At 38.1% G+C, this 16359-nt stretch carries 12 protein-coding genes, 3 pseudogenes and 3 riboswitches; of the genes and pseudogenes, 3 read left to right on the top strand and 12 right to left on the bottom strand.

All coding sequences use genetic code 11. From position 1 onward, the window contains the following. Positions 1–11: 11 nt before the first annotated feature. From BAZO_RS14885 to BAZO_RS14865, 6 genes and pseudogenes are all read right to left on the bottom strand, one after another. Positions 12–1163 (bottom strand): acyl-CoA dehydrogenase family protein, encoded by a 1152-nt coding sequence (locus BAZO_RS14885; RefSeq protein WP_003332448.1) that lies wholly within the window; start codon positions 1161–1163, stop codon positions 12–14. Between the two features lie 25 nt (positions 1164–1188). After that, positions 1189–1334 (bottom strand): annotated as a pseudogene (locus BAZO_RS21855) (helix-turn-helix domain-containing protein); the annotation flags it as partial. Between the two features lie 16 nt (positions 1335–1350). Beyond that, entirely contained in the window at positions 1351–2667 is a 1317-nt protein-coding gene (locus BAZO_RS14880) for an O-acetylhomoserine aminocarboxypropyltransferase/cysteine synthase family protein (protein ID WP_003332446.1), read from the bottom strand. Positions 2668–2884: 217 nt separating this feature from the next. Continuing rightward, positions 2885–2994: riboswitch (SAM riboswitch) on the bottom strand. 487 nt (positions 2995–3481) lie between these two features. After that, positions 3482–4603: pseudogene (locus BAZO_RS14875) on the bottom strand (vitamin B12-dependent ribonucleotide reductase); the annotation flags it as partial. A gap of 252 nt (positions 4604–4855) precedes the next feature. Continuing rightward, positions 4856–6295: pseudogene (locus BAZO_RS14870) on the bottom strand (vitamin B12-dependent ribonucleotide reductase); the annotation flags it as partial. A gap of 373 nt (positions 6296–6668) precedes the next feature. Next, entirely contained in the window at positions 6669–7505 is an 837-nt protein-coding gene (locus BAZO_RS14865; protein WP_003332445.1) for a lipoate--protein ligase family protein, read from the bottom strand. Between the two features lie 213 nt (positions 7506–7718). On the opposite strand from BAZO_RS14865, the gene BAZO_RS14860 reads away from it, so the two are divergent. After that, positions 7719–8102: a rhodanese-like domain-containing protein gene (locus BAZO_RS14860; protein WP_003332444.1), complete on the top strand. Its 384-nt coding sequence runs from the start codon at positions 7719–7721 to the stop codon at positions 8100–8102. A 93-nt stretch (positions 8103–8195) separates the two neighbouring features. Here the strand turns inward: BAZO_RS14860 and gcvPB are convergent, their stop codons facing one another. The 3 genes from gcvPB to gcvT are packed head-to-tail and all read right to left on the bottom strand — an operon-like array spanning position 8196 to position 12110. Further along, positions 8196–9653 (bottom strand): aminomethyl-transferring glycine dehydrogenase subunit GcvPB, encoded by a 1458-nt coding sequence (gcvPB, locus tag BAZO_RS14855; RefSeq protein WP_003332443.1) that lies wholly within the window; start codon positions 9651–9653, stop codon positions 8196–8198. Continuing rightward, positions 9646–10992, bottom strand: a complete 1347-nt coding sequence (gene gcvPA / locus BAZO_RS14850; RefSeq protein WP_003332441.1) for an aminomethyl-transferring glycine dehydrogenase subunit GcvPA — start codon at positions 10990–10992, stop codon at positions 9646–9648. Before gcvPA ends, gcvPB begins: the two co-directional genes overlap by 8 nt. An 11-nt stretch (positions 10993–11003) precedes the next feature. Further along, positions 11004–12110: a glycine cleavage system aminomethyltransferase GcvT gene (gene gcvT / locus BAZO_RS14845; RefSeq protein WP_003332440.1), complete on the bottom strand. Its 1107-nt coding sequence runs from the start codon at positions 12108–12110 to the stop codon at positions 11004–11006. Positions 12111–12182: 72 nt separating this feature from the next. Continuing rightward, positions 12183–12272: riboswitch (glycine riboswitch) on the bottom strand. 3 nt (positions 12273–12275) lie between these two features. Then, positions 12276–12391: riboswitch (glycine riboswitch) on the bottom strand. 153 nt (positions 12392–12544) lie between these two features. On the opposite strand from gcvT, the gene BAZO_RS14840 reads away from it, so the two are divergent. Together BAZO_RS14840 and BAZO_RS14835 are read left to right on the top strand one after the other, a co-directional pair. Next, complete coding sequence (locus BAZO_RS14840; protein ID WP_003332439.1) at positions 12545–14230, top strand: DEAD/DEAH box helicase; 1686 nt, start codon at positions 12545–12547, stop codon at positions 14228–14230. Beyond that, the gene (locus BAZO_RS14835; protein WP_003332438.1) at positions 14208–14996 is read left to right on the top strand and encodes a YqhG family protein; all 789 of its coding nucleotides are present in this window, start codon (positions 14208–14210) and stop codon (positions 14994–14996) included. Before BAZO_RS14840 ends, BAZO_RS14835 begins: the two co-directional genes overlap by 23 nt. 66 nt (positions 14997–15062) lie before the next feature. Here BAZO_RS14835 and BAZO_RS14830 read toward each other — a convergent pair whose 3' ends face one another. The 3 genes from BAZO_RS14830 to BAZO_RS14820 are packed head-to-tail and all read right to left on the bottom strand — an operon-like array spanning position 15063 to position 16359. Next, positions 15063–15632 (bottom strand): 4Fe-4S dicluster domain-containing protein, encoded by a 570-nt coding sequence (locus BAZO_RS14830; RefSeq protein WP_003332437.1) that lies wholly within the window; start codon positions 15630–15632, stop codon positions 15063–15065. A gap of 5 nt (positions 15633–15637) precedes the next feature. Next, complete coding sequence (locus BAZO_RS14825; RefSeq protein ID WP_003332436.1) at positions 15638–15895, bottom strand: chaperone NapD; 258 nt, start codon at positions 15893–15895, stop codon at positions 15638–15640. 44 nt (positions 15896–15939) lie between these two features. Then, positions 15940–16359, bottom strand: a complete 420-nt coding sequence (locus tag BAZO_RS14820; RefSeq protein WP_003332435.1) for a nitrate reductase cytochrome c-type subunit — start codon at positions 16357–16359, stop codon at positions 15940–15942.

The raw sequence follows: 16359 nt of genomic DNA, 5'->3' as shown, positions 1-16359 counted from the left end.
CTCCTTCTGTTCTATTTGTGCAAAACCCACTCTCCCAATTGTTGAATAACATTGTCAATAGAATAATGTAGCGTCATCGTTCGCATATTACGCCAATACCGATCAAAACGATATTGATTGGCTGTAGCACGGCTCCCCATTACTTCAAACATACGAGATGTTAGTTCCAGACCTGCATTTGTTGTAAAAGCTTTCGCTGTGTAGACCGCTTGATTTAATTCCAATCTTTCCTCTTCTGTAATGGCTTCACCCTTATTCCATAATCGCTCGAATAGAGTATCTGTCTTTTCAACAAGTAGTTTGGAAGCCTCTAATTGTACATAGAATTCACCATAATGTCTTTGGATAATGGGATCACCAGTTACCGAATCATTATTTGGAGTACGTATTCTTTTTTTTGTTTTTGTGTACTTTTTCGCAGCTTCCAAGGCTCCTTCCATAATTCCAAGAAAAACATGATTCAAGATAAAATGAGAGATATTAAGCCTCAATTTTGCAAACTCACTAGAATCCAATCCATTTTGAAGCACTTCTTCTTTCTTAACCATCACATTTGTAAATGTAATCGTTCCACTGTCAGTTTGCCTTTGACCAAAATTATCCCAATCTTCATTAACAGTGATTCCTTGACGGTTTGTAGGAATAATCGCTATAAACTGTTGGTGATCTTGATTTTCATAAAGTGCTGAGACGATTAAATAATCTGAATCGACACTTCCTGTACAAAAGGTTTTCACCCCGTTCAAGACAAAGTTTCCTTTCTCCTTACGTGCATAGAGCTTCATATCAATAGGATTAAAAGCATTCCCCCAGAACAAATTTTTCTCGGCTGTTTCACTAAAGTAGAATTCTTGCTGTTCCTTGTTTCCCCATAGATGTGCAGTGATTAAGTTCACAAAATGATAACCATAAACATGTGCTAATGAACTATCATACTTTGCAAATAACCTAACGATCTGCACAACGTCCGTCCAACTCTCCCCCCATCCACCAAATTGTTTTGGAATAAGCACTTTAAGTAACCCACTTTCACGAATCAAATCTCGCTCTAGTTTCGGATTTCCACCTTTTAAATCCCTATCAGCTGCATTTTCATAAAATATTATGGCAAGGTTCTCCGCAATCTCTTTGCTCGATTTCCCCGAAACTGTTTGTATTGCCATTTTTTATCCTCCTCACTCAGTGGTTTTTAATTAGAGTCACACCTAAATAGGACCTAAATTTTTGATATGAGTTGTCACGGTAGATTGGGCATAATTGAGTTCTTCCGCCGCACGCTGAAAGTTTCCATACTTCATGATCGTCTTAAATGTCTTTGTACTTTTTAAGTCCATTTCTTACACCCCCTATTTACTTGTGGGTGCCAGTGACTCGACTACTAATTTGCAACGCTTGTTCAATATCCGCAAGGATATCCCTTACATCCTCTAATCCAATCGATATTCGAATCAGCTCTTGAGTAACTCCCGCTTGTAACAGTTGCTCAGGGGATAATCTTGAATGCGTAGTACTTGCAGGGTGAATAATCAGCGTTTTTGAATCCCCTACATTTGCAAGATGGGAAAGTAGCTTTAAAGAATTAATAAAGATTTTCGCCACTTCCAAACCACCTTTTATGCCAAAAGTAAAGATCGATCCAACCCCATTTGGAAAATATTTCATTGCCAACTCATATTGAGAATTGTTTAAAAGACTTGGATAGTTTACCCACTCCACTAACTCGTGTTTGGATAAATATTGGGCAACTACTTGGGCATTCTTAACATGCTGATTCATTCGTACAGACAATGACTCCAGCCCTTGAATAAACAGCCAGCTGTTAAAAGGTGAAAGAGTCGCCCCCAAATCATGCCCAAGCTCAAACCTAGCTTTTGCAATAAAGGCCTTTTCATTTGCCACTTCAACGAAAGAACGATGATTTAAAGTAGGTTTTGATTTTGTAAAGTCTGGGAATCTATCATTGTCCCATGAGAATTTTCCAGCATCTATAATAGCTCCACCAATTGAAGTTCCATGGCCGCCAATAAACTTTGTAGTAGAATGAATAACAATATCTGCTCCATAGTCAATTGGTCTTAATAGAACTGGAGTAGCAAACGTATTATCGACTACCAACGGGAGACCATGCCTATGTGCAATTTCACTCAACTTCTCCAAATCGGCAATTTCTAAATTTGGATTGCCGATTGATTCAGTAAAGATTGCTTTTGTCTTTTTATTTATGCTTTGTTCGATTTCCTTAAAATTTCTCCCATCAACAAAATGAACCGTAACGCCAAAATTACGAAATGTTTCAGAGAATAGGGCATATGTACCTCCATACAAAGCGCTTGTCGCAACAATTTCATCACCTACTTTAGCTAACGTAAGCAAACCGATGGTCACTGCTGCCTGACCTGATGCCACGGCAAAAGCCCCTACTCCCCCCTCAAGCTGTGCTAACCTTTCTTCAAGAACGGTGTTTGTTGGATTAGCATTTCTTGAATAGATGTACCCTTCCCCTTGCATCTTAAAAAGGGATGCTGCATGGTCTGTATCATCAAACACATATGATGTAGTTTGAAAGATCGGAACTGCTCTTGATCGTGTATTCGGATCAGGTTTTTGTCCCCCATGAAGAGCCACTGTATTAAATCTAAAATCTTTCGTGTGAACATTTTTAGTCATTTTCTCATTCTCCTTTGTCTATTTTTATTAGGTTATAAAAGCTTTCAAGTCTGCCTCTCCCCCTCCTCTTTTACAAAAAAAAAGACAGCGTTCCCCAATACTGGTGAAAAGCTGCCTTTAGATGTCTAATCGGCTTGCAACAAAATTTAATTATAAAAAATCAAAAAACCTCTTCCTGTAAATAAGAAGAGGTTAAGAACTCAATAGTCCCATTCTCCTCTTATCTTCCAAGCATTAAACATGCTTGCAGGAATTAGCACAGTACTTTTAAAAAAGTCTGTTGCCGAAGCTTCATAGGGCCAGTCCCTCCGCTTCTCTAGATAAGAAAATAGAAATATATTTATTTTTTATAATTTAATATACTTAGTTAATTTTTATTTATTTAAAGTTATCAAAGTTGGAGATTAATGTCAATCGTTTTTTTTTGTACCTGTCACTTGTCGAAGTTTTATAGATTTTGCAGAAGAAAGACAGGTTGCAAAATATAAACTTATGAGAATAAATGATGTCATACAGCGTACAAATTTAAATCCCATTTGCGCTTGGACATTCATTTCCTCACCTTTCCCTTTTCATATTGGTATTTCTTATAGCATTTATATAAGAATGACACTCTGAAGTTCTTAATATTTTTTCTTTAGCAATTTTTATAATATTTTTTTCATTCTAATCTAAATCTTTCACCCAAGTACCTCTTAGCATTTCTCCCTCCTTTTTTTGAAAAGACGAAAAATAACCTCTTTAGTAAAGAATACCAAAGAGGTTATTTTTTATCAGACTTTATTTCAAAGCAACATCAAATTTCTCGAGTTTTTTATAAACCACACTTAAGCTGTGCGCCACAGTTTGTACATGTGTTACATCCGCCGATTTCTTTTACTTTACCTTTACGGCAAACTGGACAAGTATTTCCTACTTCATTTCCGATTGTTACGTCTGTGGAACGAAGGTCACTGATTGTATCAACTAGTACGACACGTGGTTGCTCATGTGGTACTTTATCGAATTCAACATCATCCAAACTGTTTTCTTCAGCTTTAAGGGTTAATACTTGAGCGTCGCGGCTGCCGTCAACATACACTGTTCCGCCTTTAGCTCCGCCTTTATATAATCTTTCATAAACTTTTTCAACTTGCTCGACAGAGTAGCCTTTAGGGGCATTCACTGTTTTACTTATTGAACTATCTACCCAACGCTGAATTACACATTGTACATCGGCATGTGCTTCAGCTTTTAAATCCATTGCAGAGATAAACCATTTTGGAAGGTTCTCTGGATCTGCATCTGGGTTATTATTTAAATATTCTTGAAGGATATCAGCTTTTACTTCAATAAACTTACCTAAGCGACCGCTTCTGTAGTATGAAAATGAGAAGTAAGGCTCAAGTCCTGTTGAAACGCCAACCATTGTCCCAGTGCTGCCTGTAGGAGCAACAGTTAGTAAATGAGAATTTCTAATACCATATTCTAAGATTTGTTGACGGATTGCTTCGGGCATTTTCTGCATATAGCCTGTTTCCGTAAATGCTTTTCTTAGACGATTTGTATCTGCTTCAGTTTCGCCAACTAGGAATGGGAAGCTTCCTTTTTCTTTTGCTAGTTCCACTGATGCCTGATAAGCTTCGGTTGCAATCGCCTCAAATATTTTATCAACTAGCTCGTTTCCTTCTGGAGAGCCATATTCTGTTTCACAATAAATTAAGAGGTCATGCAAGCCCATAACACCTAGACCAACACGGCGTTCTCCCAAAGCTTGTTTTTTATTTTGCTCTAGGAAATATGGTGTTGCGTTAATAACATTGTCCTGCATTCTGACGCCAGTGCGGACTGTTTTTCTAAGCTTGTCAAAATCGACTACTTTATTTTCCTTGTCTGCCATTTGACCAAGGTTAACTGCAGCCAAGTTACATACACTGTATGGTGCGAGAGGTTGTTCCAGTTGTTATCTCAAGGACTTTTTATTCCTTGATTCTTACACTTCTTTGTTCGTGTAAGTTCAGCATATCTTTTCACTAATAATGTAGACATTAGTGTTGCGGCCTCGTGGATGGATTATATTCTCCTATTAGAGGTTCACCATCTATGCGTTGCCCCTGACTATAGTTTTAACTTTAGCCTTCGGTTCGGATTCCCATCTCAGGGTTCCCGCTTAATTCCGCAATTTTTAACGTGAGGCAAACTACTCTCTACCACACGGATTCGTAGCAACAACTTGATGACCATATGCACGTGCATTTGTCATGTCATTTGCATTATCGATGAAGAAAATGCCTGGTTCTGCTGAGTATGTTGCACAAATATTGATTAGATTCCAAAGCTCTTTCGCACGGATTTTTCTGTAAACACGCACTCTGTGTCCAAGTTTTGCCCATTCACGGACATCGCCTATTTTGTGCCATTCTTCATTATAATATTTCATTTCCTCTTGGTTGTAATTTTCAACGTCCGGGAACTTTAATTCGTAATATTCATCTTTTTCAACAGCATCCATGAATTCCTTTGTTAAACAAACTGAGATATTAGCACCAGTTAGAAACTCAGGATTATGAACGCTATAATGTCCGCCTGTTTCAAGCTTATCCTCAGCTTCATGGATAACTTTGTCAGGGAAACCGCCTGTTCCAGGGATTGTTTTATAGTTTACAATTCCTTGGTACATTGCTTTTTCTGTCTCAGACAACGGTGTGAATTTCAACTTATCTTTTGCAAGCTTTTTGATATGCTCATCTTTTGTATTTTCAATTAAGAAACGTAGTATTCTTGGGTTTTGCATTTTTGAAATAATGAATTCAACAATATCCGGATGCCAGTCCGCCAACATTATCATCTGAGCTCCACGGCGCGACCCACCCTGCTCAACCAAATGTGTCAGTTTCGCAATGTCATCTAACCAAGAAACAGAACCGGAAGACTTTCCGTTTACACCGCGTGCTAATGTATTACGAGGTCGCAATGTTGAACCGTTCGTACCAACACCGCCGCCACGGCTCATAATTTCCATTACTTGTGTGCGGTGTTCAGAAATGCCACCTCTTGAGTCCTGGACAAATGGCATTACATAGCAATTGAAGAAGGTCACGGCTGTGCCTGAGCCTGCACCGTATAGTACACGACCAGCTGGGATAAAGTTCAAGTCAGAAAGCTCTTCATAGAACTTTTTGAACCATTCTTGGCGTTTTTCTTCTGTTTCTTCTACTTCAGCAAGACCTGTCGCAACACGCTTTGCAATTTGCTCATAGTAAATCTCAAGTGGTTTTTCGATTACATCAATTGAGCGAGTAATAAGACCTGTCTTCACTTCTTTTTCAGTTTCAAGAGCTCCGCGAAACTCTTCTTCGACTAATACAACGGCTTTATTATTTTCCCAATCAATCTCTTGTATAAAACCAGTACCACGGGCAGGAAACTTAGGGTCCTCTTTAATAGTGAGAACAACAAAATCCCCAGTTGTTAGCGTGATCTTTTCAGTATCCTTAAACGCATATCGGTCTAGCATTACGAGACGTGATACACCTTTATGAGTAAGCTTCATATCTTCTGTAATTTCGTGGACCTGTGGGAATAATGCAATGTCCTTATTTAATCTTTTAACATCAACCGTCATTTTTTCGGCAGCAGCCGTCACCATTACTTCATCTCCCCTTAAAACTATTAATAAAGTTTAAGTTAGTTTTAAATTCTAGTAGGTATTCTTGTTGCTTAATTCAATATACATACCGTACCATAACATCCTCTCGAAATCAATATATAGTATCGACGATATTTCAATACCTACTACATGTTGTACCATCAAATAAAAAAACAGTATTTTGTCAAACTAGTAATTCATTAAAAATAAGAGAAAAATCAAGATTACATTGCTATTTTCGATTAAAATAACGAAATATGGAAAAATTTCTTGTTTGCAAAACTTAATCGACGATTTATCAACATTCTTGAAAAAACAAACAAAAAAATGTGGCTTTTGTACCACATTTTCATAGAAATTTCGACTTCATTATCTATTTTCGAAAATTCCAAGCATCATTTAAATATTTTTCGACTTCAATATTCTTTATAATTTTTAATTCTCCCTCACTTAGTATATATGGTTCAAGATCAATTTCAAGACCTTTTTCGAAACCGTTTTTGAACGCCTGTTTTGCTTGTTCTAATGATACTGATTTCTTAGCTAGACTATTAATAGAAACAGCCTTTTTGCTAAATGCAGATTTCATCCGCTCCCTGATCCGCTCATTATTAAATTTAAATAAACTAAAAAGCTGCTCTTCATCTATATCTAGTAATATCGAGCCATGCTGTAAAATTACACCCTTTTGCCTTGTTTGGGCACTACCAGCAACTTTCCGTCCTTCGACAACTAATTCATACCATGATGGTGCATCGAAACAAACAGAGGATCTAGGATTCTTCAATTCCTCCTGTTCCCTAGATGTTGATGGTATGGCAAAATAAGCATCAAGCCCCAGCTCCTTAAAGCCTTCTAAAATCCCTTCTGAAATAACCCGATACGCTTCTGTTACGGTTTGGGGCATTTTCGGATGTTCCTCTGAAACAATGACACTGTATGTTAATTCTTTATCATGCAAAACCGCCCTACCACCTGTAGGTCGTCGAACAAATCCTAATTTCTGCTCTCTCACCGCATCCATATTTATTTCTTTTTCTACCGTTTGAAAATAGCCGATAGAAAGTGTCGGGGGATTCCAGCCATAGAATCGAATAGTTGGTCCGATTTTCCCTTCACTATGCCAAGTTAATAGCGCTTCATCACAAGCCATATTAAAGCTTGGAGAGCTGTTCTCTGAATCTATAAAGTTCCACACTTCTTTTTTCATGGTAATTTTAACTCCTTTTACTCAAGTGCACGATGATTATATTTAATTAGGAAGCCATTATTTAGTCTACCAAATAGTGGCTAATTTCCAAAACACTTATGCCTATCTTCATCTTCTGTACAATTATTTTCTTATTTTCTTTGCCTATTGAAACAAACCTTTATATAATTATAAGTGGACGTTTTCGCGAAGAATGAGAGAGGAGTTTTTGCAATGGATTCATTAACTTTATTAATTATAACGATCGTGGCAATCATCGTTTATTTTGTTGGTACAAAGCTTTACCAAAAACGCTACTTAAAAACGTTAACAGAGGAAGAATTCATAGCTGGTTATCGAAAAGCACAGATCATCGATGTACGTGAACCGAATGAATTTCAAAATGGTCATATTTTAGGCGCTCGAAATATTCCACTAAGCCAACTTCGGATGAGAAAAGGGGAAATACGCCATGATATGCCTGTTTACTTATATTGCCAAAGTGGAATGCGCAGTGCACAAGCTGCAGGAATTTTAAAGAAATTAGGATATAAAGACATTAATCACCTAAAAGGTGGATTCAAAACTTGGACAGGCAAAATTAAAAAGAAATCATAATAAAAGGAGCTGAGATTCAGCTCCTTTTACTTGTCTAGCTCAGCGCCCAGCGACTCGTAAACTTCGCTGAACGGGCGCTTCCGCTTTTCTATACTATTTTTCATATCGCAGTACCGGTTTTCTCGCTGCCAATGTTTCGTCAAGGCGTTTCACAACTGTATGATGAGGTGCTTCCTGAACAACCTCTGGTGTCTCCTCAACTTCCTTGGCAATTTGAATCATAACATCAATAAACTCATCAATCGTTTCCTTCGATTCCGTTTCTGTTGGTTCAATCATCATACATTCCTCAACAATAAGCGGGAAGTATATTGTTGGTGGATGGTAACTAAAATCTAATAATCGCTTGGCTATATCTAATGTTCTTACACCAAGCTTTTTCTGACGGCGACCTGATAATACGAACTCATGCATACAATGAGTATCATGTGGTAAATCAAAATAGGGAGCAAGTCTTCTCATCATATAGTTCGCATTTAAAACAGCATATTCAGAAACAAGTCTTAACCCTTCAGGACCCATTGTGCGAATATAAGCATAGGCACGGACATAAATGCCGAAATTACCATGAAATGGTTTTACACGGCCAATCGACTGCGGCTTATTATAGTCCAAATAATACCCTTCTTCATTTTTGGCTGCTAATGGAACTGGTAAATATGGTATCAGATCCGCTTTAACTCCAACAGGACCAGAACCCGGACCACCGCCGCCATGCGGTCCCGTAAATGTTTTATGAAGATTTAAATGGACAACGTCAAATCCCATATCCCCTGGTCGTGCTTTCCCTAAAATAGCATTTAGATTAGCACCATCATAGTAAACCTTTCCACCCGCTTCATGAACAATTTTGGCAATTTCAACAATATGCTTTTCGAACAGGCCTAATGTATTTGGATTGGTAAGCATTAAAGCTGCTGTATCTTTCCCAACAACCTGCTTTAAGTCCTCTAAATCAACTAATCCATTTTCATCCGATTTAACAGTAATTGATTCAAATCCGGCTACTGATGCAGAAGCTGGATTTGTTCCATGGGCAGAGTCAGGTACAATGACTTTTGTTCGGTCAAAATCACCATTTGCTTCGTGATAAGCTCTAATGAGCATCAGCCCCGTCCATTCACCGTGGGCACCTGCTGCTGGCTGTAATGTTACTTGATCCATTCCAGTTATCTCTGCAAGGTCATTTTGTAACTCATACATTAGTTCTAATGCCCCTTGAACAGAGCTTTCACTTTGATATGGATGGATATGGCTAAATCCGGGTAAACGAACAACCGCCTCATTGACTTTCGGATTATATTTCATTGTACAAGAGCCAAGTGGATAAAAGCCAGAATCAACACCATGATTTCTTCTAGATAAGGCTGTATAATGACGCATAATATCTAATTCAGACACTTGTGGTAATTCTGGCTCGTTCTTACGGATATAGTCCCCACCAAACAGATCCTCCACATTGATTTCAGGAACATCTAATTCTGGTAGACTATAACCGACTCTTCCTTCTTTCGTCATTTCAAAAATTAATGGCTGATCTTGCTTAAGCATGGTACCCCTCCATTTCCCTAGCGAACAAATCTATTTCTTCTTTTGTTCTTAACTCAGTTACAGCAACAAGCATATGGCCGCTAAGCTCAGCATAATCATTGCCTAAATCATATCCACCGATAATTCCTTTTTGAAGTAAGTTCTCATTAATTTCCTTTACTGATTTTCCACAATCGATAACAAATTCATTAAAGAATGAACCGGTATACGGAGAGTTGAAGCCAGCTTCTTCGAGTTTCTTTTTAGCATATTGTGCTTTAGCAACATTTTGTAATGCCATTTCCTTCAAACCTTTTTTACCTAAGGCCGTCATCGCCACTGCTGCAGCTAATGCATTTAATGCCTGATTGGAACAAATATTTGAAGTCGCTTTTTCCCGGCGGATATGCTGCTCACGTGCTTGAAGGGTTAATACAAAGCCCCGTTTTCCGTCCTCATCTACGGTTTGCCCTATTAAACGGCCTGGCACTTTTCTCATTAGCTTTTTCGTTACGGCAAAATAACCGCAATGCGGGCCTCCAAACTGAGCAGGAATACCAAAAACTTGCACATCACCAATGACGATATCTGCCCCAAACTCCCCGGGAGGTGTTAATAAGCCAAGTGCTAACGGATTACTTGATACAACAAACATTGCTTTATTTGCATGGATAATTTCCTCAATCTCTTTTAGAGCCTCAATCTGACCGAAGAAATTTGGATATTGAACAATAAAACAAGCAACATCCTCAGACATCTTATTTTTTAGATCAGCCAAATCTGTTTTTCCATTTTCAATATCAATTTCAATAACTTCTAGATGCTGTCCACGAGCATAGGTTTCTAGAACTGTGCGATATTCAGGATGAACTGCTTTTGAAATTAAAACTTTATTACGATTGGTTTGACCAGCACTTAAGGCAGCCGCCTCAGCAAGTGCAGTACCGCCATCATACATAGATGAGTTAGCTACATCCATTCCTGTTAATTCACAAATCATCGTTTGAAATTCAAAAATGGCTTGCAGCTCACCTTGAGAAATTTCCGGCTGATATGGTGTATAGGCTGTGTAAAACTCAGACCTAGAAATAACATGGTCAACGATAACCGGGATGTAATGGTCATAAATACCAGCTCCCAAAAAAGAAACATTCGCTTTAAGATCCTTATTTAACCCAGCTAATCTTGTAAATTCCTTCATTAATTCATGCTCTGCTAGAGGCGCTTTTAGTTTTAATGATCCTTTAAAACGGACCTCTTCCGGAATGTTGGAAAATAATTCATCAATGGAATGGACCCCAATTGTTTCTAACATTCCTTTTTTATCTTGCTCCGTCATTGGCAAATAACGATAGTTCATTCTGCTCCCCCTTACTTTTGGCGTTTATAGAATGGAGTGGCTACAACCTTTGCTTTTGCAAATTTACCAGGTCGTACCTCAATGCTTACTTCTGTTCCAAGATTTGAAAATTCACTCTTTAACAGAACCAGACCGACTGATTTATTTAATGTTGGAGATTGAGTTCCAGATGTAATATGGCCGATTTCCTCGCTTCCGCTGTATACCTTGTAGCCATGGCGGGGAATCCCGCGCTCAACCATTTCAATTCCAACTATTTTACGGGACATCCCGCCTACCGCTTTTTGTTTTTTCAATGCCTCTTTACCGATAAAATCAGCTTCTTTATTTACTTTAACAGCAAAGCCAATTCCAGCCTCTAATGGTGAAATATCTGCATCTAATTCCTGTCCATACAACGCAAGTCTTGCTTCAAACCGCAATGTATCACGGGCACCTAAACCGATTGGTTGAACTCCAAACTCCGCGCCTGCTTCCAAAACCATTTTCCATAGCTTTTGTGCTTCGGATTCCTTGCAATAGATTTCAAATCCATCTTCACCGGTATAGCCTGTACGGGAAACAAGTGCTTTAACCCCGTTCAGGTCAATATCCTCTTTAAATTTAAAATTTTTTATTTCATTTAAATCTGTAGTTGTTAATTTTTGAAGTGTCTCCTCTGCTAACGGACCTTGAAGCGCTAATTGGGCAACTTCCGAAGAAATATTAGTAACTTCAACATCACCAAAAATATGCTTCATTAACCACTCAAAATCCTTATCTGTATTCGCTGCATTAACAACTAATAAATAATCATGATCTTTTCTTTTATATACTAATAGGTCATCAACTGTTCCCCCGTTTTCATAACACATGGCCGTGTACAATATATCGCCATCCTGTAATAAGGCGATGTCATTTGTCATAACTTTTTGTAGAAAAGGCAGACTATCTGTGCCCTTCACTTCAATTTCACCCATGTGGGAAACGTCAAACAGTCCTGCTTTTGAACGAACAGCCTCATGCTCTTCCTTTATGGAAGAAAACTGAACAGGTAAATCCCATCCTCCAAAATCAATTGTTTTTGCACCGTGATCCTCATATAAAGGAAATAATGGTGTACGCTTAAGGTCAGCCATAAGACCCCTCCTTGCCTTATTTTGTAATACTAAAAAAGACAGAGAAATGCACACACAAATAAGCGTACATTTCTCTGTCCTGTTACCAGAAAGTTTTCAACCAATCCCATACTCGAAACGGTTTACTTCCTCGTGGGTGGCTTATACAAGCTCTCTCCAGAGTTGCGTCCAACAAGAGTCTTTTTGCCTGAGAGATTCACAACTTCTTGTTGCTTGCTCCTTCGGCGCCACATGTAAACGTAGTTAAACTTGAAAGCTGTGGTCTCTCCCCATGTTATCATTCGCAAATATATAATTTTTATCAAAAATTTGGATATACTATCGAATAAGTCAATTCTACTATTATCCTACAATAAATAGGTGAGTTCGGCAAATACTTTTTGAATTATCAAACACGGAATTATCTGTACTTTCTAAAAGAAAGGATCGATTCTATGCATATCGACATTGAATTTGATCAAACATGGCAGAACGATTTTTTAAGAAAAATAGATCATGATGGTCCTTGGGCAAACTGGGACTTGTTTAAGCTAGCTTATGAGATCGAAGAACATATGATCATCCCTGAATTCGAAGGGTTGATTGCACCGAACTTTTTACCAAATCTTACGCCGCATCCTCACCAAATTGAAGCAGCCCAAACAGTATTGGAACAAATGAATGGAAAAGCCATTCTCGCTGATGAGGTTGGACTCGGAAAGACGATTGAAGCGGGGCTTATTTTAAAAGAATATATGATTAGAGGGTTGGTCAAAAAAGTACTCATCCTTGTGCCTGCTTCACTTGTTACCCAGTGGGAAAGCGAATTAAATCAAAAGTTTTATATACCCGCTGTTGCTCAGAAAAAAAGCTATGTTTGGGAACAATGCGATGTTGTCATTTCATCGATTGACACCGCAAAGCGGGACCCTCATCGAGAGATTATCTATCGTCAGGATTATGACATGGTTATTATCGATGAGGCACATAAATTAAAAAACAATAAAACTAAAAACTATGAATTTGTTCAAAACCTTAAGAAAAAGTTTTGCCTCCTCCTAACAGCGACACCTGTTCAAAATAAAGTGGAGGAAATCTTTAATCTTGTATCATTGCTTAAGCCGGGTCATCTCGGCAGTCAATCCAATTTTACGCAATCTTTCTCGGCAAAGGAACGTTCCGTTGAAAATAATGATTACCTTAAGGAATTAATCAATAAAGTCATGATTAGAAATCGACGCGGCGATACCGGAATGGAGTGGACGAAACGTCATATTAAAACTGTTCCAATTATATTGTCAAAGGAAGAGAAGGAGCTTTATGATGCTGTATGCGCATTAAAATCTGATCAAACGCTTAATAAGAGTCAATTTTCGTTAATCACGCTGCAAAAGGAAGTATGCTCAAGCCGGGAAGCGGCTTTTTTAACACTTAAAAATATGCTCCAAAAAGAGCAAACCAGCATGCAAATGCTCACAATCATCCGTGACTTAATGCAAAAAGCAAGTCTTGTTCAGACGAATTCCAAGGCTGAAAATGTTTTAGCATTAATAAAGGGAACCTCGGAAAAATTTATTATATTCACTGAATACAGGGCTACGCAAGTTTATTTACAGTGGTTTTTACAACAGCACGGGATCACTTCAGTTCCATATCGGGGTGGATTTAAAAGAAGTAAAAAGGATTGGATGAGAGATTTATTTAAGAATAATGTACAGGTATTGATCGCTACAGAAGCAGGAGGAGAAGGAATCAACCTTCAATTTTGCAACCGAATCATTAATTACGACCTGCCATGGAATCCAATGAGAATTGAACAACGAATCGGTAGGATTCATCGTTTAGGGCAAGAACGGGACGTACTTATCTATAACTTTGCAACAAAAGGGACTGTGGAAGAGCATATTTTACACCTACTTTATGAAAAAATTAATCTCTTTGAAAAAGTGATCGGCGAACTGGATGAGATCCTAACAAGACTTGAAATCACGAATATTGAAAGCCATATTGAGGATATCCTTTTCCATTCAGACAGTGAAGGAGAAGTAAGAATCAAAATGGACAATCTTGCTTCTATTATTAATTATAATTCCGGTCATGAAAGTGAGGCGTATGCCGATGCAGCAGCAAGATATTCATAATTTTTTACATCGTTTCTTTATTTCCAATGAATGCAATATTATAGAAAATTCTAGTGGACACATCGTTGTGCAACTGACGATTGAAATGGACAAACTATTGATGAATCGCCCTTTTTATTGGCATTATGTGGAGAAAACAGGGGGCGCCCCTAATCCTATGAGATTAACATTTATTACTGACCATAGTAAAACACCGGAAGGCATCCGCGGGGAGACGATCCATTTTGGCTCACCTAGATTACACCAAATTTTTCAAGTGACTAAAAAAATGGCAGCCAATATCCGCATGTATGAACAAATTAACAGCACCCAAAAAGTAGCCCTCCAACCTTGGTTAGTTTTAAATACGAAGATATCCTATATGTGTGACCGGAAAAAGGATTTGTTTCTATCCCTTGGGCTAAACTTAATAAACGGTGTGGTGGTCGATCAAATCCAAAAAAAATTATTTAAAAAACAACTAACACCCAAAATTCCTGATTATTGTTTTACACTTTCCCCGCTCATCAAACCAATGAGCGGTGTAAAAAGAATCGAAAACATAATTACACAAATGATTAATAGTGATGACCATACATGGGCAAGAGAGGCAGAAATACGTTGGGAACAAGACCTGGAACTATTAGATCATTTTTATGAGGAGCTTGAAGAAAAGCCGGAAAGCTATCACGTTGAGAAAGCAGCCTTAGAGGAACAATACAGACCAAGAATAAAAGTTGAGATTGTAAATAGCGGCTTGTTTTATCTAACCCAACAGGCCATTTAAGGAAACAAAAAAAAGCTGTCTAAATAGTTTTTAAACAGCCTGATAAAAATATATTTTAAAGGGAGATCAACTTAAACTCGAGAGAGCCTTAACATATAAGCCCTTCGTATCATGTTGAATACAGGATGTGACACATTGACCACATCCATTACAAAAATCTGAATCAACTTTTGGCTTACCATTTTCAAGTGTTAATGCCCCGGAAATTGGACAAGCTCGAATGCAATAATCACACATTACATCCTGATAGGCAATACAGTTCTTCTTCATTACTTTAGCTATTCCAATAGGTGGAACCATTCCATTTTCAGGAACTTCTAATGCATCAGTTGGACAATGCTTACTACATTCATTGCAATAGGTACAAGCAATTTCATTTGGGTTTAGAAATGGTGTCCCAGCAAGTTTTGCTCCACTTTCAATATTAAATAATTGGATAGTTGTTACAGGGCACACATCCCTACAAATTCCACATCTTGTACAGGAAGTTAAGAACACAATCTCATCTTGGGCACCAGGAGGACGTATAAACGTCCTTTCCTGGTCAATAGTTGGTATAATCATTTGTCCGAAGAGACCAAGAGCTGATTTTAAATTTCCTGTAAGAAATTCTCTTCGATTTAACAACTCTTTCATTGTTGTTAATTAGCCTCCGCTAATGCTTCTTCAGCCTCTTCAAAGTTATAATACACAACGTTTACGCCCAAGACCCCAGGTACCTTTTCCAATTGTTTACCTGTTTGATAGCTTTGATCGATTGATTTTTCCTCTAAGGTAATGACAATCTTCGAACCTTCTACGATATGATGTACTTCCACACCTTGTATATTTTCAATCTTCTTCGCAACTTCGAAAGCCATGCCTTCTTTAGTTAAAATAAGAATACCTGAAATCATCATAAAACTGGTTCCTCCCTTTTTATCGGAAATATCTATGTTAGTTATTATTTTTCGTTAAATGCCGATTTTGTATCATTTTGTGTTGCATGGCATTGAATACATGTATCACGGAAAATCTTTCCCCCTTGTTGGTTATCATAGTAATGTTCAGGAGTTGGTAACGGTGCACCAGTTTCAGGTGTTGCATGACAAACCATACAGCTTTCTTGACGTAACTTTTCCTGCCAGAAGTTTTTGTGGTCAGCCGGTAGCACTGGAGGTGCATTAAGCAATACCATTGTAGCTGCATCTTCACGACCATTAGATTCAAGCTGCGGTACTGTTGCAGCTGCGACCGTATCAGCAGGCGGAGCAGCATCTGTTTTTTCTGTTGCTTTTTGGGATGTACCTGAAGGCGAACAAGCAACAGCAACTATTACGACTAGCAAAAATACTAAAACAAATCCTAATTCTTTTGCTCTCAT

Origin of the sequence: Schinkia azotoformans LMG 9581 (assembly GCF_000307855.1) — a bacterium.
Lineage (GTDB): Bacteria > Bacillota > Bacilli > Bacillales > Bacillaceae_J > Schinkia > Schinkia azotoformans.
The sequence above is the reverse complement of the archived record's forward strand: the minus strand, read 5'-3'. Positions and strand labels throughout refer to the sequence as shown.